23 protein-coding genes, 1 tRNA gene and 1 pseudogene are annotated in these 18,553 nt (G+C 69.8%); 13 read left to right on the forward strand and 12 right to left on the reverse strand.

Annotated elements, in window-relative coordinates; all coding sequences use genetic code 11:
• Nucleotides 1-33: 33 nt before the first annotated feature.
• The 4 genes from ACRB68_RS14710 to ACRB68_RS14725 all read right to left on the reverse strand — a co-directional run bounded on the left by ACRB68_RS14710 (nt 34) and on the right by ACRB68_RS14725 (nt 1,686).
• A complete protein-coding gene (locus ACRB68_RS14710; protein ID WP_328594214.1) occupies nt 34-393 on the reverse strand; it encodes an STAS domain-containing protein in 360 nt (119 codons plus the stop codon).
• Between the two features lie 108 nt (nt 394-501).
• Nucleotides 502-906 carry an ATP-binding protein gene (locus ACRB68_RS14715; protein WP_153533041.1) on the reverse strand — a complete coding sequence of 135 codons (405 nt, stop codon included), beginning with the start codon at nt 904-906 and terminating at the stop codon, nt 502-504.
• Nucleotides 907-1,015: 109 nt separating this feature from the next.
• Nucleotides 1,016-1,243, reverse strand: coding sequence for a hypothetical protein (locus tag ACRB68_RS14720; RefSeq protein ID WP_153533042.1), 228 nt, complete (start codon nt 1,241-1,243; stop codon nt 1,016-1,018).
• 206 nt (nt 1,244-1,449) lie between these two features.
• Complete coding sequence (locus ACRB68_RS14725) at nt 1,450-1,686, reverse strand: SCO4226 family nickel-binding protein (RefSeq protein WP_235959389.1); 237 nt, start codon at nt 1,684-1,686, stop codon at nt 1,450-1,452.
• A 216-nt stretch (nt 1,687-1,902) separates the two neighbouring features.
• Between ACRB68_RS14725 and ACRB68_RS14730 the strand changes: the two genes are divergently transcribed.
• Nucleotides 1,903-2,256 carry a DUF1801 domain-containing protein gene (locus ACRB68_RS14730; protein WP_153533044.1) on the forward strand — a complete coding sequence of 118 codons (354 nt, stop codon included), beginning with the start codon at nt 1,903-1,905 and terminating at the stop codon, nt 2,254-2,256.
• Nucleotides 2,257-2,263: 7 nt separating this feature from the next.
• Here ACRB68_RS14730 and ACRB68_RS14735 read toward each other — a convergent pair whose 3' ends face one another.
• On the reverse strand, nt 2,264-2,617 hold the full coding sequence (locus tag ACRB68_RS14735) for a VOC family protein (RefSeq protein ID WP_153533045.1): 354 nt from the start codon (nt 2,615-2,617) through the stop codon (nt 2,264-2,266).
• 68 nt (nt 2,618-2,685) lie between these two features.
• Here ACRB68_RS14735 and ACRB68_RS14740 point away from each other — a divergent pair, with 68 nt between their 5' ends.
• From ACRB68_RS14740 to ACRB68_RS14770, 7 genes are all read left to right on the forward strand, one after another.
• Nucleotides 2,686-4,353, forward strand: a complete 1,668-nt coding sequence (locus ACRB68_RS14740) for an alpha-amylase family protein (RefSeq protein ID WP_153533046.1) — start codon at nt 2,686-2,688, stop codon at nt 4,351-4,353.
• Between the two features lie 36 nt (nt 4,354-4,389).
• The gene (locus ACRB68_RS14745; protein WP_153533047.1) at nt 4,390-4,794 is read left to right on the forward strand and encodes a hypothetical protein; all 405 of its coding nucleotides are present in this window, start codon (nt 4,390-4,392) and stop codon (nt 4,792-4,794) included.
• A gap of 90 nt (nt 4,795-4,884) precedes the next feature.
• Nucleotides 4,885-5,559, forward strand: a complete 675-nt coding sequence (locus ACRB68_RS14750) for a DUF6766 family protein (RefSeq protein WP_153533048.1) — start codon at nt 4,885-4,887, stop codon at nt 5,557-5,559.
• Between the two features lie 7 nt (nt 5,560-5,566).
• Nucleotides 5,567-6,427 (forward strand): class I SAM-dependent methyltransferase, encoded by an 861-nt coding sequence (locus ACRB68_RS14755; RefSeq protein ID WP_207709697.1) that lies wholly within the window; start codon nt 5,567-5,569, stop codon nt 6,425-6,427.
• A gap of 91 nt (nt 6,428-6,518) precedes the next feature.
• A complete protein-coding gene (locus ACRB68_RS14760) occupies nt 6,519-7,199 on the forward strand; it encodes a hypothetical protein (RefSeq protein ID WP_153533050.1) in 681 nt (226 codons plus the stop codon).
• 78 nt (nt 7,200-7,277) lie between these two features.
• Complete coding sequence (locus ACRB68_RS14765) at nt 7,278-7,829, forward strand: TetR/AcrR family transcriptional regulator (RefSeq protein WP_153533051.1); 552 nt, start codon at nt 7,278-7,280, stop codon at nt 7,827-7,829.
• A gap of 72 nt (nt 7,830-7,901) precedes the next feature.
• Nucleotides 7,902-9,554, forward strand: a complete 1,653-nt coding sequence (locus ACRB68_RS14770; RefSeq protein WP_153533052.1) for an alpha/beta fold hydrolase — start codon at nt 7,902-7,904, stop codon at nt 9,552-9,554.
• On the opposite strand, the gene ACRB68_RS14775 is transcribed toward ACRB68_RS14770, so the two are convergent.
• The 5 genes and pseudogenes from ACRB68_RS14775 to ACRB68_RS42815 form a co-directional block, all read right to left on the reverse strand.
• Complete coding sequence (locus tag ACRB68_RS14775; RefSeq protein ID WP_153533053.1) at nt 9,535-10,023, reverse strand: GNAT family N-acetyltransferase; 489 nt, start codon at nt 10,021-10,023, stop codon at nt 9,535-9,537. The genes ACRB68_RS14770 and ACRB68_RS14775 overlap by 20 nt on opposite strands.
• Nucleotides 10,024-10,108: 85 nt before the next feature.
• On the reverse strand, nt 10,109-10,816 hold the full coding sequence (locus ACRB68_RS14780; protein WP_153533054.1) for a hypothetical protein: 708 nt from the start codon (nt 10,814-10,816) through the stop codon (nt 10,109-10,111).
• A 193-nt stretch (nt 10,817-11,009) separates the two neighbouring features.
• Nucleotides 11,010-11,267: a DUF6221 family protein gene (locus tag ACRB68_RS14785; protein WP_153533055.1), complete on the reverse strand. Its 258-nt coding sequence runs from the start codon at nt 11,265-11,267 to the stop codon at nt 11,010-11,012.
• A gap of 563 nt (nt 11,268-11,830) precedes the next feature.
• Nucleotides 11,831-12,100, reverse strand: a pseudogene (locus tag ACRB68_RS42810) (CPCC family cysteine-rich protein); the annotation flags it as partial.
• Nucleotides 12,049-12,240 (reverse strand): CPCC family cysteine-rich protein, encoded by a 192-nt coding sequence (locus ACRB68_RS42815; protein WP_407924289.1) that lies wholly within the window; start codon nt 12,238-12,240, stop codon nt 12,049-12,051. The pseudogene ACRB68_RS42810 and the gene ACRB68_RS42815, both read right to left, overlap by 52 nt.
• Nucleotides 12,241-12,300: 60 nt before the next feature.
• On the opposite strand from ACRB68_RS42815, the gene ACRB68_RS14795 reads away from it, so the two are divergent.
• Complete coding sequence (locus ACRB68_RS14795; RefSeq protein ID WP_153533056.1) at nt 12,301-12,714, forward strand: hypothetical protein; 414 nt, start codon at nt 12,301-12,303, stop codon at nt 12,712-12,714.
• 249 nt (nt 12,715-12,963) lie between these two features.
• Here ACRB68_RS14795 and ACRB68_RS14800 read toward each other — a convergent pair.
• Nucleotides 12,964-13,037: transfer RNA gene (locus ACRB68_RS14800), tRNA-Gly, on the reverse strand.
• 104 nt (nt 13,038-13,141) lie between these two features.
• On the opposite strand from ACRB68_RS14800, the gene dcd reads away from it, so the two are divergent.
• The 4 genes from dcd (at nt 13,142) to ACRB68_RS14820 (ending at nt 17,764) form a co-directional block, all read left to right on the forward strand.
• A complete protein-coding gene (gene dcd, locus ACRB68_RS14805; RefSeq protein WP_328594216.1) occupies nt 13,142-13,717 on the forward strand; it encodes a dCTP deaminase in 576 nt (191 codons plus the stop codon).
• 260 nt (nt 13,718-13,977) lie between these two features.
• Nucleotides 13,978-15,165 (forward strand): quaternary amine ABC transporter ATP-binding protein, encoded by a 1,188-nt coding sequence (locus ACRB68_RS14810; RefSeq protein WP_153533057.1) that lies wholly within the window; start codon nt 13,978-13,980, stop codon nt 15,163-15,165.
• Complete coding sequence (locus ACRB68_RS41240) at nt 15,158-16,906, forward strand: ABC transporter permease/substrate binding protein (protein ID WP_153533058.1); 1,749 nt, start codon at nt 15,158-15,160, stop codon at nt 16,904-16,906. The genes ACRB68_RS14810 and ACRB68_RS41240 overlap by 8 nt, the downstream gene beginning before the upstream one ends.
• Nucleotides 16,907-16,975: 69 nt before the next feature.
• The gene (locus ACRB68_RS14820; protein WP_207709700.1) at nt 16,976-17,764 is read left to right on the forward strand and encodes an SAM-dependent methyltransferase; all 789 of its coding nucleotides are present in this window, start codon (nt 16,976-16,978) and stop codon (nt 17,762-17,764) included.
• A 4-nt stretch (nt 17,765-17,768) separates the two neighbouring features.
• Here ACRB68_RS14820 and ACRB68_RS14825 read toward each other — a convergent pair whose 3' ends face one another.
• Nucleotides 17,769-18,512 (reverse strand): ZIP family metal transporter, encoded by a 744-nt coding sequence (locus ACRB68_RS14825; RefSeq protein WP_153533060.1) that lies wholly within the window; start codon nt 18,510-18,512, stop codon nt 17,769-17,771.
• Nucleotides 18,513-18,553 lie beyond the last annotated feature (41 nt).

Genomic DNA, 18,553 nt, shown 5'->3' on the forward strand with positions numbered 1-18,553 from the left:
CTCGACCGCGGAGGGGCCCGGGCCTGCGGCGTGTCACGGCTCCAGCACGCCCTCGCCGGCCGGCCGCACCGCGTCCTCCACCGTCTCGTGCAGAGGGAAGATCCTGGTCAGCTGGGTGACGTGGAAGACCTCGCGGACGCGCGGGGCGCCGCCGGCGATGGCCAGCGTCCCGTTCCCGGCGCGCAGCCGGTGGAAGATCCCGACGAAGACGCCGAGGCCGGTGGAGTCCAGGAAGGTCACCTGGTCCAGGTCGACCACCAGGCGGCGGGACCCGGCCCCGACCAGCTCGATGAGGAGCTCGCGCAGCCGCTGGCTCGAATGGACGTCGATGTCGCCCGTGAGCGCGACGATGGTGTGCTCGCCGTAACGGCGGTGGCCGGCGCTGAACTCCACGGTCTCTCCTGGCGGGTGATCGGCGTGAAACGTGGATATGTGCGCCGAGCCTAGCGAATCAGGCCGATCGATTGGCGCCGATCCGCCGACCCTTTCCGCTTTCCCGGATCAGCCCGCCAGTGATTTCTCGAAATGCACGATCGCGCCGTTTTTGTGGGCTCGATCCTTGATGTGCAGTTCCTCCGTGAACGCTTGGATCAGCTGGAGGCCGCGGCCGTGCTCGGCGTTCAGCGGCGCCCCGGTGCCGTCCCAGGCCACCGGGTCGGTGTCCCGCCCGCCGTCGATCACGTCGATGACGCAGCGCCGGTCGTCCACATGGGCGCGGACCTCGTACTCGCGGCTGGCCCGGGCGTGCTGGATCACGTTCGCGCACGCCTCGCCCAGCGCGAGCGCTATGTCGGCCCGGATGTCGAAGGTGACGCCGAGCCCCCGCAGCGAGGCGTCGAGCGTGTGCCTGGCGAGGGGCGCGCTGCCGGCGTCCCTCGGCAAGGTCATCTCGAGCACGACCTTCATGACCCCTCCGTATCCCTCGATAGAGGCAGACTGCCCGGAAGTGACCGAGGGAAACGCAAGGTGCGATGAATGTGACGACCGCCCCAAGGAAAAGGTTATGCAACAGAAGCTAGTCGGCTATGGCGGCCATCGCCGCGGCGGCCTCGTCGGCGACCTGCGCCACGGGCGAATGGGCCAGGCCGTGATCGAGCACGGTCCCCGCGGCGTCCAGGGCGGCCCGGGCCGTGACGAGGCAGGTCCGGGCACGTTCGACCTCGCCCAGCCCGATGCAGTCGAAGGCGACCCGCGCGTCGTGGATCGCCAGCTGCAACTGGCGGACGACTTCTTCCATGCCCATCTCTCTGCCCCCCGATGGCAATGACCTGTGCCGCGCTTTGTTCGCCCCGCCGTGCAAGGGCGCTCACTTCCCGGCAATCTTCCACTCCCATAGGGGCCGAACACCCTGCTTTACCCGGCCGCTCCCGTCAATCCTTTTATAAAAATACCCGTTCCGTTACCACCCCATTACCCGGCGCGCTCTAACGGCCGCGCCGCCGGAGGCGGTCAGACCTCCAGCGACACGGCGTGGATCTCGTCCGCGGGATGGCCGGCGCGCTGGTGGATCCGCTGGACGGCGTCCGCGGTCGGCGCCTCCGACAGGCAGTAGACGACGCCCGTCTCAGGGTCGGCCCAGGCGTGCTCGAAGACGACGCCCTCCTCGTCCTGGATCTGGAGATCGGCCTGATGCGCCTGGTTCAGATCCTCGGCGCTGATCCCGCTCATGCCCCTGTGGACGTCCATGAACTTCGACATCGTCTTCCCCCCTGTTCGAACGCGTGTCCTCCTCCAATGCTGCGCCTCCGTCACGCAAGAGCACCAGCCCGGGCGGCGCCGCACCCCGGGGTTTCCGCTGCTCAGAGACGGTTCTGTCGCGGCCTGAAAAACTTCGGCCGGGATGTCGATCCAGGGCGGGCCCGCTCGACGCGTCAGCGAAGACCGAGCGAGAGGGAGCACGACATGGCGAAGCCCAGCACCGTCCAGGAGTACATCGAGGCCGTCCCCGCGCCGCTGCGGGAGGTCGCGGAGAAGGCCCGGCAGATCATCGACGCCGCGCTGCCGGACGCCGGGGCCCTCTGGCACGGGCACCCGACGTGGAGCCTCGGCGGCGCCCCCGGCCGCGAGCCGGTCGCGCTGCTGAAGGCCTACAAGGACTACGTGACGTTCGGGCTGTGGCAGGGGCAGGAGGTCGACGACCCGTCCGGGCGGCTGGAGGCCGGCGCGCGGCGGATGGCGAGCGTCAGGCTCCGCGGCCTGGACGACATCGACCCCGGCCTGTTCGCGGACTGGCTGCGGCAGGCGTCGCAGGGGTGAGGCCCGGTCAGCCGGACTGCCACAGCTCGATCCGGTTGCCCTCGGGGTCGGTGACCCAGCCGAACCGGCCGACGCCTGCCATGTCCTGGGTCTCCTCGGCCACGTCCGCGCCCTTGGCGCGCAACTGCGCGAGCATCGCGTCCAGGTCGCGGACACGGAAGTTGAGCATCGTCTGCTGGGCGCGGGAGCCGAAGTACTCGGTCCCGGACTCGAAAGGCGCGAACACCGTCGGCCCGGCCTCCTGGAGCCACAGGCCGTTCTCGTCGGCGTCCAGGCCCAGGAAATCGCGGTACCAGGCCGCGAGGGCCGCCGGGTCGGCGGCCCTCATGAAGTATCCGCCGATTCCAAGCACGCGTTCCATGCGGCCATCCTGTCAGTGCCGCGGGATGCCTTCGCGCACAACGGGTACGCCTGTGCGGAGGAGGCGTCATGAGACTCAGCCGGACCGCCGACCTGTGGTGGAAGAACGCCGTCGTCTACTGCCTCGACGCCGAGACCTACCAGGACGGCGACGGCGACGGGTGCGGCGACTTCCACGGCCTCACCCAGCGGATCGACCACCTGCACCGGCTCGGCGTCACCTGCATCTGGCTGATGCCGTTCTACCCGACGCCCGACCGCGACGACGGATACGACATCACCGACTTCTACGGCGTCGACCCGCGGCTCGGCACCCACGGCGACCTGGTGGAGTTCCTGCGCACCGCCCGCGACCGCGGCATCCGGGTGATCGCCGACCTGGTCGTCAACCACACCTCCGACCGCCACCCCTGGTTCCAGGACGCCCGCGGTTCCCGCGACGCGCGCCACCGCGACTGGTACGTCTGGGCGGACGAGCCGCCCGCCGACGGCCCGAAGGGCGTGGTCTTCCCCGACAAGGAGAAGGGGCTGTGGACCTATGACCGCAGGACCCGCCAGTACTACCTGCACCGCTTCTACCGGCACCAGCCCGACCTGAACATCGCCAACCCCGAGGTCCGCGACGAGATCGCCCGGATCATGGGGTTCTGGATGGAGCTCGGCCTGTCGGGGTTCCGGGTGGACGCGGTCCCGTTCATGCTGGAGACGGCCGGCCAGGCCGACGCGGCGCGACTGCCCGACCCGCACGACTACCTCGCCGACCTGCGCTCCTTCCTGGACCGCCGGGACGGCCAGGCCGTCCTGCTGGGCGAGGTGAACCTGCCGTACAAGGACACGATGGCCTTCTACGGCGAGGAGGCGTCGGAGCTGACGATGTGCTTCGACTTCATCGGCATGCAGCAGATGTATCTTGCGCTGGCGCGGGGTGATGCGCGTCCGCTCGTCGATGCGCTGCGCGCGCGCCCGCTGCCCCCTCCGGACGGGCACTGGGCCACTTTCGTCCGCAACCACGACGAGCTGACCCTGGACAAGCTGTCCGACGCCGAACGCCAGGAGGTCTTCGACGCGTTCGGCCCCGACAAGGGCATGCAGCTGTACGACCGGGGTCTGCGCCGTCGTCTTCCGCCGATGCTGAACGGCGACCTGCCCCGCATCAAGCTGGTCTACAGCCTGATGTTCTCCCTGCCGGGCACGCCCGTGCTCTTCTACGGGGAGGAGATAGGGATGGGCGAGAACCTGGAGGAGGAGGGGCGTAACGCTGTTCGCACGCCGATGCAGTGGCGTCCCGGGCCTGGAGCGGGGTTCTCTACGGCCGACCCGTCCCGCTTCCCCGCGCAGCTGGTCGAGGGCGAATACGGGCCCGATCGCGTCAATGTGGCGTCCCAGCGCCGCGACCCGGCGTCGCTGCTGTCCTGGATACAGCTCCTCATCGGGCGCTACCGGGAGACGCCGGAAATGGCCTGGGGCGATTTCGCCCTGCTGGAGTCGGGTTCCGACGCGGTCATGGCGCACTGCTACACGATCGACGGCGGCACCATCGTCGCCGTCCACAACCTCGGGGACACCGAGACCGGCGTAGAGCTGCACCTTGAAGGGCTGGACGATTCCTGCGTGCTGAGCGACCTGCTGGTGGACGGCGACACCGCCGTCTCCGCCGAAGGGCGCGTCACGCTGCACCTACCGGCCTACGGCTGCCGGTGGCTGCGCGCCGTCCGCCCGGACGAGACCCCTGTCTGACGGAATCCTTTCCGATCACCTGGGTAAAGCCTCCGCGTGCACCCATATCGTCGGAACACCGCCATCGTCACGCTCGGATTGACGGCCGCGCTCACCTGTGCGGGATGTGATCGCGCCGGTGACGACACCGACGTCCGCCGGGCCGCGCTGTCGTTCCTGGAGGCCGCCCAGCGCCATGACGGCGCCGCGGCGTGCGCGGCACTGGCGCCGAAGGCCCGGTCCGGCCTGGAGTCGGGCGGCGACGAGTGCGCCAAGGAGATCGTCGGCCGCGGCCTGCGCACCGGCGCGGTCACCGGCGTCCAGGTGTGGGGCGAACGCGCCCAGGTCCGGCTCGCCGGCGACACCGTCTTCCTCGCCCGCTTCCCCGGCGGCTGGAAGGTCACCGCCGCCGCCTGCGAGAGCAGGCCGAAGGGCCCCTACGACTGCCAGGTGGAGGCCTGACATGCGCACGGTCTTCGCGCTGACGCTGTTCATCATCGTGGGCGGGCTCGCCTACGTCATCACCATCGGCCTGCTGGGGAGGTGACCGCGATGCGCCGTTTCCTCCGCGACAACGCGCTCACCCTGTTCTTCCTCGCCATCCTGCTCCTGGCGCTCGCCGGCCAGGCGGTCTCGGGCTGGTACGGGTACAACGACGACCAGCTCGCGCAGGCGGGCGCCGAGATCTCGTTCGGCCGCTACCTCACCTCGTCCCAGTTCGCGGTGGACGTCGCGGAGAACTGGCAGTCCGAGTACCTGCAGTTCTTCCTCTACATCTTCGTGACCGTCTGGCTCGTCCAGCGCGGCTCGCCCGAGTCCAAGAAGCCCGGCGAGGAGGGCGAGGAGTCCGACCGCGAGCAGAAGACCGGCCGGCACGCCGACGCCGGCTCCCCGCACTGGGCCGCGGCCGGGGGCCTGCGCGGCGCGCTGTTCGCGCGCTCGCTCGGCCTGGTGATGGGCGCGATCTTCCTGGTGTCCTGGCTGGCCCAGTCGATCGCGGGCCGCGTCGCCTACAACGCCGAGCAGCTCGCCGACTACGAGGACCCGGTGACCTGGTCCGGCTACGTCACCTCGGCCGACTTCTGGAACCGGACGCTGCAGAACTGGCAGTCGGAGTTCCTGGCCGTCGCGTCGATGGCCGCGCTCAGCATCTACCTGCGGCAGCGCGGCTCGTCCCAGTCCAAGCCGGTCGGCACCTCCGACGAGGCCACCGGCGTCGAGGGCTGACCCGCGCGTGCACGACGAGAGGACCGCCATGCGCATCGACCCGGCCAACGCCGACCAGGCGCGCTCCTGGGACGGGGACGCGGGCGAGTACTGGGCCCGGCACGCCGACCGGTTCGACCGCAACCTGGCCGGCTACCGGGCCCCGCTCCAGGAGGCCGCCGCCGTCGGCCCCGCCGACCAGGTGCTGGACATCGGCTGCGGCGCCGGCCGGACCGCGCTGGACGCCGCCCGCCGCGCCGTCCGCGGGGGTGTTCTCGGCGTGGACCTGTCGGCGCGGATGCTGCAGGTCGCGCGCGACCGGGCCGCCGCCGAAGGGATCTCCAACGCCGTCTTCGAGCAGGCCGACGCCCAGGTGCACCCCTTCCCCGACGCGCACTTCGACGTGGCCGTCAGCCGCACCGGCACGATGTTCTTCGCCGACCCCGCCGCCGCGTTCGCCAACGTGGCCCGCACCCTGCGCCCCGGCGGCCGCCTCGTGCAGCTGGTCTGGCAACCGTTGCAGGCCAACGAGTGGTTCCTGTCCCTGGCCGGCGCCCTCGCCGCCGGCCGCCCGCTGCCCCCGCCGCAGCCCGGCGCGCCCGGCCCCTTCGCCCTGGCCGACCCCGGGCGGGTCCGCGGCCTGCTCACCGGCGCCGGGTTCACCGATCCGGACATACGCCCGTTGCAGAAGTCCATGTGCTTCGGCGCCGACCCCGACGAGGCCTACGACTTCCTCGCCGGCCTGCTCGGCTGGATGCTCGAAGGGCTGGACGACGACCGGCGCCGCCAGGCCCTCGGCGCCCTGCGGGCCACGCTGGAGGAGCACCACGGCCCGGACGGCGTCCGCTACGCCTCGGCGGCCTGGCTGATCACCACGACCCGCTCTTAGGACACGCGGACCGCTCGCGGCCGGAACGGGCATCCGGGGTTGCCTTCGATCAGGATCCTCCGCAACGGTGAGGACCGTGCGCATCCCAGCGGTGACCGAAAGCATCATGACCGCCGTGATCTCCGCCTGCCTTTTGACGGCTTGCTCCGGCTCGGACACCCCGCCCGCCCAGGGACGGACGAGGCCGTCTGCGAGCGGCTCACCGCAAACCGGGGCCATGGAAGAGGGCTGGAAGCGCAACCGTGCGTGCGCCGCTTCCAAGGCGTTCACCGGTCAAGCCGCGACATACCGGCGCAGTGGCCCCAACCTGTTCACCCAGGAATGGTTCAACGGCGGTTACACGGCGGTTCCCACACCCGAGTTCCCGCGCGATGACGATGCGTTGCTCGCGAAAGTGTTCCTCCCCGACGGGTGGGAGCCCGGCCCTCGCGAGGGTTACCAGGTGACCGCCGCGGCGCTGGTGCTCTGCCATACCGCCACGCCGTCCGGGAAGCGCCGGGTCGCGACGTGCGAGTTCAGGGACATCGGGGGGCCGGGCTCGCACACGAGCACGGTCCCGGTCGTGCCGGCGACGCATCACTTCGAGGTCTACGCGTCCAAGTCCGGCCGGCTCGTCACGTCGTTCGACCTCAGCGGAACCGATCGGGACCAAGCGGCGCCGTGCCCCGACAGCGCCCACTGGGTCAGCCGTCTGGACGTGATCGCCCAGCCGCCGTCGAGGCGGGCCCTGGTGGACAGGCTCCAGCCGCTCCGCGACGGTGTGACCCCGTGATCCCCTGAGGAATCCCGAACCTGGCACCGGGCTACCGGCGGCGTTGACAGAATATGTAGATCGGTCTACTTTTCGACCATGGGACGGAAGGGCGCCGAGACGCGGGACCGCTTGCTGGACGCGACCCAGGAGCTCATCGAGTCCGGGGGCTACTACGGCGCCGGCCTCAACCAGGTCATCGCTGCCAGCGGCGCGCCGCGCGGCTCGCTCTACTTCCACTTCCCCGGCGGTAAGGACGAACTGGTCGGCGCGTCCCTGCGCAGGGCGGGCCAGGAGATCGCCGCCACCCTGGACGGACCGGCCGCCCCCTCGGCGGCGGAACTCGTCGAGGCGATCCTGCGGGCCCTGGGCGCCCGCATGGAGGAATCGGACTGGCGCAAGGGATGCCCGATCGCGACCGTGGCCCTGGAAATGGCCGCCGGCAACGATCCGCTGCAAAAAGCGTGCTCGGAAATCTACACCTCATGGGAGGAGGCACTGCGCGCGCGCTTGGCCGACCGCCCGGACGCCGACGACCTGGCCGTCACGATCCTGGCCCTGATCGAAGGGGCGCTCCTGCTGGCCCGGGCGCACCGCAGCAGAGAGCCGCTGACCCGCGTCACCCGCCAGATCACCGCACTCCTGCACTGAACCGGCCCGCCGTGACCGGCGGGCTTTTTCCTGCTCCAAAAATATGTAGACCGATCTATTTCAGGAGTCCGCATGGACGCGCTCGTCTTCGGTGCGACCGGCTTCATCGGCCGCCACCTGGTCGCTGAACTCCTCAGCCAGGGACAACAGGTGGCCGCAGTGGTCCGCGACGACACCCGTACCCCCTGGCCGACCGACACCAGCGGGCTGACCGTCATCGCCGCCGACATCGCCCAGCCCCTCTCCGGTCTGCCCGCTGCGCGTGACGTCTACAACGCCGCCGCCCGCTATGCCTTCGGCCTCGGCGTGGAAGAGGCGCGGGCGGTCAACGTGACCGGGGCCGTCAACGTGCTCGAATGGGCCGCCACGCTGCCCGCTTTGCGGCGGCTCGTACACATCAGCGGGTATCGGGTGAGCGCGCCCGACGGACGTCCCGACTACGCCGCCCTGGGCGCGTACGAGGCGTCCAAGTTCGAGGGCGACCTCGCGGTACGCCGCCGGGCGCGCGAACTGGACGTCCCGCTGACCATCGCCAACCCCAGCACCGTGATCGGGCCGGGCCAGTACATCGGCCTGGCCGGCCTCGTCGCGGACCTGTGGCACCGGCGGCTCCCGGCGCTTCCGGGCGGCCCTGACACCTTCGTGCCGATCGTCACGATCGACTACTTCACCCGCTTCCTAGCAAAGATCCCGGAAGCACCAGCCGGAGAACACCACTGGGTGCTCGACGACGACACACCCCTCTTACCGGAACTGGTCAGCACGCTCGCCGCCCACCTGGGCGTGCCGACACCCCGCCGCGCCATACCCGTCGCCCTGCTGCGACGGCTGCCGCGCAGGCTCACCGGCGCCGACCCGGAGACGCTGTCGTTCCTGTCGCCCGACCGCTACCCGACAGCCTCCGCCCGCGCCCTCGCCGAGGCCGCCGGCCTGGAGATGCCCCCGGCCGCCGAAGCCCTGCGCACCTGGGCCGACGACCTGGTGGGCGCACGCTTCGGCACCACGACACCCTGGCTGGAGCCCTATGGCTTCCACGACCGCACCTGGATCATGGGCGAGCGGCACCGTCCCGGCCACGTCCTGCTGCACGGGGCACCGATGAACGCCGACCTCTGGGCACCCCTCGCCGCCCACCTGCCCGGCCCGATCCTGGCGCCCGACCTACCGGGACTCGGCCGCTCGGCCTCCGCCCACTCAACGGACGCGTGGCTAGCCGACCTGATGGCTCCAGTGCAGACCCGCCCGGTCCTGGTGGCGCACTCACTGGCCTGCGGCCCCGTACTTCGGTACGCCGCCGCACATCCCGAAAGAATCGACGGGCTCGTCCTCATCGCCCCGTCATTCCTGCAGGCCGCCAGCCCGCGCTTCACCCGCTCACTCCTGGCCCCACCACTCCTACGCCGCCTGTCCCCCGCCCGCCTCGCCAAGACGCTAGGGCTCCCAGAGGGCGCCGAAATCAAAAGCGCAGCCATCGACCTGCACCGCCCCGGCGTCGCCCACCGGACGATCCAGGCTCTGCGCAAGGACCACGCCGAACGCGAGGAATCAAGAGCCCTCCTGGCCCGGCTGACCGTCCCCACCCACATCATCACCGGCTCGGCCGACCCGCTGACCGCACCCACCATCCACCCGGTAACCGAGATCGCCGGCGCTGGCCACTACCCCCAACTCACCCACCCGGCCCAGATCGCCGGCCTTCGGCTCGTCAGATCGCGCGGTGCATGATGTGCAGCCCGACATAGCCCTCTGTCGGGTGACGGAAGCCCTCCGGCAACGTGCCCAGCACCTCGAAGCCCAGCGACTCGTACAGCTTCACCGCCCGCACGTTCGTCTCCACGACCGCGTTGAACTGCATCGCTCGGTAACCAGCCGCACGCGCCCATTCCAGCGTGTACTCGCACAACGCACGCCCCACGCCCCGCCCGGCATGCGCGGGATCGACCATGTAGCTGGCGCTTGCGATATGCGATGCGTTCCCCATGTGGTTGCGGTTCATCTTCGCCGTGCCCAGGACAACGCCCGCATCGTCCACCGCCACAACCGTCCGGTCGGGAGCGGGCAGGAGCCACCAGTCACGTCCCTGCTCCTCACCGAGGTCCGTCGGGTAGGTGAAGCTCTCACCTGCGGCAACGATCGAGTGGAAGAAAGGCCAGATGGCAGGCCAGTCATCCGCGGTGGCTTCCCTGATCAGCATCCGGCCAGGATGCCCGCACGGCCACGGCTTCTCCACCCCTTATCGACGCATGATGCGAGGCTGCGCCGATGGTGAGAAGCAGTGGCTAACGCCAGAGGTAGTCATATCGCTCTGGCGCTCGGCCGATGACGAGAAAGAGCCCGCAGACACGGTCGTCGTCCTCGTCAGCGGCGGGAAGTGCAGCGATCTTCCGGATCAGGTCGAGAACCTCGTGCTCGGAGCGAACCGCCCGGGCGTAGCACGCAGCGTCGAGCCAGCCGCCTTGCGGGAAGGTCCACCCCTCGGCATCTCCGTCGCGGATAATGCGCTCGGCGTCGGCTTTCTGCTCATAGAACTCCAGCCAGCCGCGTATGTAGACCCAGATGGCTGCCGCGCACGTCTTCGCCGAAAAGACGGACCTGGCGGCACATGGCCAGAGATCGACCTGAGCGAGGACCTCCGGAAGGCAGAGGGGACCAGAGAACGGCGTCGCCAACAGGATGGCGGCACGCCCTCGTGGCCACCGTTCGGACGGAAGTTGCGAGAGGCGCCCGCCAGCCATCACTACTCCATGAGCAAGCCCGCGCCCACCTTGAACTGCGGCGGCCTGAAGGCTGTCCCATACTGGCTGTCGAGGCGTGCGATGGGCCTGCGCGATCTTGCACTGGATCAGCTGGCTTCGCTCCACGGCGAAGACGTCCTGCCCATCCGGCGTCTCCACCGCATCCGGTGAAGCCGTGGAGATCTCAACGATCGCGTTCTCGGCCGCAGCCGCGTCTCCGCGGACCTCGCACCTCAACCGGAAAGACCACATCAGGGGTCAGTACATCGAGTCGGCCAAAGATCACGCACTGTCAATCAGGGACCAGCGCCGACCTGCCGCATCGACGACCTGAACCTCGACGACGCACGGCCACGACTCATCGTCGATCCAGCGAACCGCTTCACAACGCAACTCCGGCACCTAACGACGCTGGACGCCAGTACGTCCCGGGAGGATCCCGGACTTAGGGACGCCATTCCTGGCGGTAGTCAGGGTGTTCGGCATACGACTGCGCAAGAACACGAAGCGCGTGGGCAAGACCGGCCGAGCGAGGGTCGTCGGGCCCCATGGCTGTGTAGTCCCTGGCCAGACTGTCGATCAGATCAAGCATGGGCAGGTGGCTGTCGAGGAGGGCCTCACCGCCGAAGACCTGAGCCACGTAGGCAAAGGCGTGACAGTCCGCCTCATAGCGAGCGTGGATAAACCTCACGAGATTATCCATGCCCTCATCCTCCAGCACCCAGGCCGACGGCCCCCAACGTAACCACATTGAGCGGCGCAGCCCCTGATTCGAGCTCGTTCAGCCAGCGAGCCGGCAGTAGGCTTCAGGCATGACGATCAACCGAAAGGATCGTGCCGCGTAAGCGGCCCGGCCGGCTGCGGACCGACGTGCTTCCTCGTCGGCTACCGCGGCCCAGCCGTCGAACTTCCCATCTGCCTGGGCTTTCTCCCCACGGCCTACATGTAGTCGCTTTGCTGGAGAGCCACAGGTTTTGGCCTGGCATCACCGCTGAAGCGTTGCGACTCTGGTCGGGTCACATCCACAATCCTGCTCACCGCGTCCACGATGACGCCAGCGGTTGCGGCAAATGGGGATGCTGTACGCCCATGACAGACGTGCGCCATGTTCTTGAAGTCGTTGCCCATAACCTGTTAGGCCGCGACGGCCGCAAGTTCCGGGCCCATCTGGCCGAACTTGATGAGCGTTGGTGAGCACGCCAGCCGCGCAGCGACGCGAACACCGCCTCCCCATGATCCCAACATCCAAGGCTCAATAAGCCCTGGTCACAGGGCATGCGCACTCCGCTGGCGCCACCAGTAGAGGACGGTGTAGTCGTCTGGCCGGAGAGCCAAAGGGGCAGCGCGAGGTTCGAAGCGGTCCCGACGAGGGTCGATGGGGCGCCAGCCCTGGTCTATCGGTTCGTCGTCTCGGGCCGGCCGGACGTGCTTCGCCATCCGCTCCTCACAGGCACCGAGCGTCTTGTAGTTCTGCTGTGCCTGGATCAGGGAGACCCGGTTGGGAGGTGCCGCCCAGTCCGGCCACCGCAACTGATCCGCATCGTCCTCCTAAAGCACACAGGACAGATCTGGTAAGAATCCGGCGACGCCTCCATCGTCAGATGGCCGCAGCACACGCAGGGGTACCTCAAGTCCGTGCGGCCATCCTGGTAGACGCCGCATGGTCTCACTGACATGGCTCTTTGCACCGATCTATCCGGTCGATGTTTCTACAGCCTCCGATCTAGGCTGCATGGGTGAGTCGACGCAGCCCCCAGGACAAGAAGCGCCTGAGCTATGCCCGCGACCGCCGCGACGACTACGGCGAGAACAACAAAAGTTCGCGAACCGCCATCCGCTTGAACAAGCGGTTCCCTCACAGAGCCAACCGGCACCGCGCCCGCCAGACCCTGCACGCAGCCACCGGCACTCCCGATCTCGAACGCGCGGACCTCGCTGAGAACACCCTCGGATCCCGGCGCTCGAAGGTATGGCGCAAGGTTCCCGACAGGGCACTCGGCGACCATGTCGAAGCGATCCTGATGCGTCGGATCCGCACAGACTCCAACGACACGACCTCTGTTCCCCGCCTGGCGAGCGTCCGCGCACACCGCTCCAACCCGAGCGACTGGACCTATCCGGGATCACCACTCAGCACTGGTGAGACCTGACTAGAGCCGCTGTTCACAAGTGAGATCAACACCGTCCAGATCACCCACGCGCGCATGGTCAGCTACCTCTCCCAACCTGCGGTCGCGGTGCGACGGCGGACGGGAGCGGTGGGCGTCGGCATACGTGGTGAGCGATGACCGACGCTTGTTCGCCTGATGGCGGGCCGGTGGCCGATGTGCCAGGGGCGGCGCTGCGGCTGGAACGACGAAGGCCCAGGTTCAGGAGTTGTCCCCGGCCTGGGCCTTGTGTGGAGCGGATGACGGGAATCGAACCCGCGCTATCAGCTTGGGAAGCTGAAGTTCTGCCATTGAACTACATCCGCGTCGACGGGGGTGCCGTCGTTCGGACATGGTACCGGATAGTCGGGGGGCTGCGGGAACCGTGGCGGGTGGGCGGACTCCCCGCTGGAGCCGGTACCGTTCTGACGTGCTGCTCTCCGATCGCGATATCAGGGCCGAAGTCGAGTCCGGGCGGGTCAGGATCGACCCGTTCGAGCCGGACATGGTCCAGCCGTCCAGTGTGGACTGCCGGCTCGACCGGTACTTCCGGGTGTTCGAGAACCACAAGTACCCGCACATCGACCCCGCCATCGAGCAGAGCGATCTGACGCGGCTGGTGGAGGTCGAGCCCGACGAGGCGTTCGTGCTTCATCCGGGCGAGTTCGTGCTGGCCTCGACGTATGAGGTGTTCGCGCTGCCCGATGATCTGGCTGCCAGGTTGGAGGGCAAGAGCTCCCTCGGGCGGCTCGGGTTGCTGACGCACTCGACGGCCGGGTGGATCGACCCCGGGTTCACCGGGCACGTGACGTTGGAGCTGTCCAATGTGGCGACGCTGCCGATCAAGTTGTGGCCCGGGATGAAGATCGGGCAGATGTGCCTGTTCCGGACGAGTTCGCCGGCGGAGTACCCGTACGGGTCGGAGAAGTATGGTTCGCGCTATCAGAACCAGCGGGGGCCGACGCCGTCGCGGTCGTATCTGAACTTCCACCAGAGCAAGGTCTGACGTCCGGTCGATGCGCCCCCCGCCACTGGTGGGGGGCGTTTTCTGTGGCCGGGATCACTCAAAGATGAAATATCTGCTCTTTACAGGTACTTTCGCTTGACGCACAGTCAGGGTGCCTGTTTTGCCTGCGGTTTACTCACGTGCGGCATCGGGCGCCGGAGAGCTCTGAACCGGTCTCCACGTGCCTCCGCCCAGGGGACGGCGCCCGTGCGGCGTCGCGCCCTGGGCCGACGCGCGCAGGGGACCTCCGGGAGGAGAACATGTCCACACTGCGCGCCGAGGGCGTCACCAAGATCTTCGGCCGGAAGGCCGCCGAAGCGCAACGCAGGCTGAGGGACGGCGCGGACATCGCCGGGCTGGGCGTCACGCCCGCCGTGCTCGACGTGTCGTTCGAGGTACGGCCCGGAGAGATCTTCGTGGTCATGGGCCTGTCGGGGTCGGGCAAGTCGACCCTGATCCGCATGCTGAACGGGCTGCTGGAGCCGACGGCGGGGCGGGTGCTGATCGACGGCACCGACCTGACCCGCCTTTCGCCGAAGGGCCTGCGCGAGGTGCGGCAGAAGAAGATCAGCATGGTCTTCCAGCACTTCGCGCTGTTCCCGCACCGCACGGTGCTGGAGAACGCCGCCTATGCCCTTGAAGTTCAGAACGTCCCGAAGGAGGAACGGCTGGGCAAGGCCCGTGAGTTCCTGCGGGTCGTCGGCCTGGAGGGCTGGGAGGACAAGCTGCCGGGCGAGCTGTCGGGCGGCATGCAGCAGCGCGTCGGGATCGCGCGGGCCCTCACGGCCGGCACCGACATCATGCTGATGGACGAGGCGTTCAGCGCCCTCGACCCGCTGATCCGGCGGGAGATGCAGGAGCTGCTGCTGGAGCTGCAGTCCGGGCTGGGCAAGACGATCGTGTTCATCACCCACGACCTGAACGAGGCGATGCGGCTCGGCGACCGGGTCGCGATGATGCGCGGCGGCCGGGTCATGCAGATCGGCACCGCCGAGGAGATCCTGACCGACCCCGCCAACGACTACGTGGCCCAGTTCGTGGCCGACGTGGACCGGGCGCGGGTGCTCACCGCCGACTCGGTGATGGAGAAGCCGCTGGCGATCGTGGACGCCGGGAACGGCCCGCGGGCGGCGGTGCGGGCGATGCGCGAGACCCAGTCCGCGGGCGCCTTCGTCGTCGGCCGGGACCGCCGGCTGATCGGCGTCGTGCACGCCGAGCCCGCCGCGCGGGCCGTCCGCGACGGCGTCTCGTCGCTGGAGGGGCTGATCGACCGCGAGGTGGCGCCGGTGAGCCCCGACACCGCGCTCGCCGACCTGTTCGGCCGGTGCGCCGAGAGCCCGGTGCCGGTGCCGGTGGCCGACGGGGCCGGGCGGCTGCTCGGCGTCATCCCGCGCGTCACGCTGCTGGCCGCGCTCGGCAACGCCGGGGAGGTGGCCGCGCATGCGTAAGCTCCCGATCGGGGACCGCGTCGACGACGCCGTCTCCTTCCTCACCGAGCACGGCCGGCCCGTCTTCGACGTGGTCAAGGACGCCGTGTCCGGCCTGGTCGACGGGGTGGAGGCGGTGCTGTCCGGCCCGCCCGCGCTCGTCATGGCGCTGATCGTGGCGCTGCTCGGCTGGTGGCTGCGCGGCCCGCTGTTCGCGCTGTTCGGCCTCGCCGGGATGCTGCTCATCGACAACCTCGGCGAGTGGGACTCGGCGATGAAGACGCTGGCCCTGGTGCTGGTGTCGAGCGTGGTGGCGCTGGCGGTGGGCGTCCCGCTCGGCGTCTGGTCGGCGCGCCGCCCGCGGGTGGCGGCGGTGGTCCAGCCGCTGCTGGACTTCATGCAGACGATGCCGGCGTTCGTCTACCTGATCCCGGCGATCTTCTTCTTCGGGGTCGGCCAGGTGCCCGGCGTCATCGCCACGATGATCTTCGCGCTGCCGCCGGGGGTGCGGCTGACCCGGCTCGGCATCGCCCAGGTCGACACCGAGACGGTGGAGGCCGCGCAGGCGTTCGGCAGCCCGCCCGCGCGCATCCTGACCCGGGTGCAGCTGCCGCTGGCGCTCGGCACCATCATGACCGGCGTGAACCAGGTGATCATGCTGTCGCTGTCGATGGTGGTCACCGCCGGCATGGTCGGCGCGGGCGGCCTCGGCGCCGAGGTGTTCGGCGCGATCACCCAGCTGGACGTCGGCAAGGGCTTCGAGGCGGGCCTGGCGGTCGTCGTCCTCGCCATCACCCTGGACCGGCTGACCGGCGCGCTCGGCTCCCGGCTCAGCCCGGCCGGGCGCACGCGCACCGCCGAGGCGGGCCGCCGCGCCGTGCTGGCCTACCGGCCGCGCCCGGCGTTCGCGCTCGGCGGCGTGCTGGTGCTGGCGCTGGTGTCGGCGGGGTTCGGGCTGACCGGCGCGGACGGCGTCAAGGGGAAGAAGCTGACCATCGGCTACATCCCCTGGGACGAGGACGTCGCGATCAGTCACCTGTGGAAGCGGGAGCTGGAGAAGAAGGGTTACGACGTCAAGCTGCAGCAGGTCGACGCGGGCCCGCTGTACTCGGGCCTGGCCTCCGGCGACGTCGACCTGTTCCTGGACTCGTGGCTGCCCGCCACGCACGCCGACTACTACACCCGGTACAAGGACAAGATCGAGACGATCGGGCCCTGGTACGGCGACGCGAGCATGCAGCTGGCGGTGCTGAAGGACGACCCGGCGAACAGCGTCGCCGACCTGGCGAAGAACCCGGGCCGCTACAAGAGGCGGATCGTCGGCATCGAGCCGAGCGCCGGCGAGATGAAGATCGTCAAGGGCAAGGTGATCCCGGGCTACGGGCTGGCCGGCAAGTACGAGCTGGTGCAGGGCTCCACGCCCGCGATGCTGGCCGAGCTCAGCCGGTCGGCGGCGGCGAAGCAGCCGATCGTGGTGACGCTGTGGAAGCCGCACTGGGCCTACAGCAAGTTCCCGATCAAGCCGCTGGCCGACCCGAAGAAGGCGTTCGGCGACGCCGAGAAGGCCACCATGCTGGCCCGCCAGGGCTTCGCGAAGGACTTCCCCGAGCTGAACGGGTGGCTGAAGAGGTTCACCATGACCGACGACAAGCTCTTCCCGCTGGAAGATCTCGTGATCAACCAGCACAAGGGCGACCCGGCGGCCGGGGTGGACGCCTGGACCAAGGCCAACCCGGACTTCATGTCCAAGATCATGAGCTGAGCCGGCGCCGGGACCGGCCCGCCCGCCAAGGGGCCGGTCCCGGGACCGCCGCTCATGCATGATGGGCCCATGAGCAGCGAGGGACCGCCGGTCGACCCCGGCACCGCCCACAACGCCCGGGTCTGGAACCACTGGCTCGGCGGCAAGGACAACTTCCCCGCCGACCGCGCCGTCGGCGACCGGGTCTTCCAGATGTATCCGAGCATCGTGCGGGTGGCCCGCGCCGACCGGGCCTTCCTCGGCCGCGCGGTGCGGTTCCTGGCGGGCGAGGCCGGCATCCGGCAGTTCCTGGACATCGGCACCGGCCTGCCCACCGCCGACAACGTCCACGAGGTCGCCCAGCGCATCGCCCCGGACGTGCGGGTGGTCTACGTCGACCACGACCCGCTGGTGCTGCGGCAGGCGCGCGCCCTGCTGACCAGCACCCCCGAGGGCGCCACCGCCTACGTGCAGGCCGACGCCCGCGACCCCGGCACGATCCTGCGCGAGGCGGCCCGCACCCTGGACTTCGCGCGGCCGATCGCGATCATGATGCTCGGCATCGTCAACTTCCTGCTGGACGACGCCGAGGCCCACCGCGTCGTGGACCGCCTGGTCGAGGCGGTGCCGTCCGGCTCCTACCTGGTGCTCACCCACCCGACGCTGGAGCTCGGCGGCGAGCACAACGTCCAGGCGATGGACTTCTGGAACCGCAACGCCGAGCCGCCGATCCGGGCCCGCACCGGCGCGCAGATCGCCGGGCTGCTGCACGGCGTCGAGCTGGTCGAGCCGGGGCTGGTGTCGTGCTCGCGGTGGCGGCCCGAGGGCGGCGTCCCGGACGAGGTGGCGCAGTACGGCGCGGTGGGCCGCAAACCCTGACCGCTCAGTGCGAGAGGGCGACGACGGCGAAGACCGTCAGCAGCCCGGCCCCCGTCAGGCACAGCGTGAGGACGCGCGGGTGCGGGCTGTGCGCCTCCGGCAGGATCTCGGCGGCCGCCAGGTAGAGCAGGACGCCCGCGAAGAACCCCAGGTAGGGGCCGAGGACGGCCTTCGGCACCGGCACCAGCAGCGCGATCCCCGCGCCCGCGATCGGGGCGAGCGCGTCCAGCAGCAGCAGGATCCGCGCGGGCCGCTGGTCGCTGCGGTTCAGCGACGCGGCGGTGAAGGTGTTGAACCCGTCGGCGAGGTCGTGCACGATCACCGCCATCGCCACGACGATCCCGGACCGGGCGTCGGCCTGGAAGCCCAGGCCGATGCTGAGGCCGTCCACGAGGCTGTGCCCGACCAGCGCGCACGCCGCCAGGATGCCGACCCGCCCCCCGGCCGAGCCGTGCGCGTGGGTGTGCGGCGCGTACTCGCCCTCGTGCCCCTGGTGCAGCGCCGCCGCCTGCTCCACCAGGTGCAGCAGCAGGAACCCGGCGGCGAACCCGATCATCGGCAGCGGGACGTGCAGCAGCTCGGTATCGGAGATCTCCAGCGACTCCGGCAGCAGGTCGAACGCGACGACGCCGAGGATCAGCCCGCCGGCCAGGCCGAGCACCAGGTGCCGGCGGTCGCGCACGCGCATGGCGAGCAGGCCGCCGGTCAGCGTCATCAGGAAGGCCACGACGGCCAGGAGCAGCGCCATTCCCCGGTCCTACCAGCGCGCCGGGCCGCCGCGCCGGGAAA

The organism is Actinomadura macrotermitis, from assembly GCF_009604375.1.
Classification (GTDB): domain Bacteria; phylum Actinomycetota; class Actinomycetes; order Streptosporangiales; family Streptosporangiaceae; genus Spirillospora; species Spirillospora macrotermitis.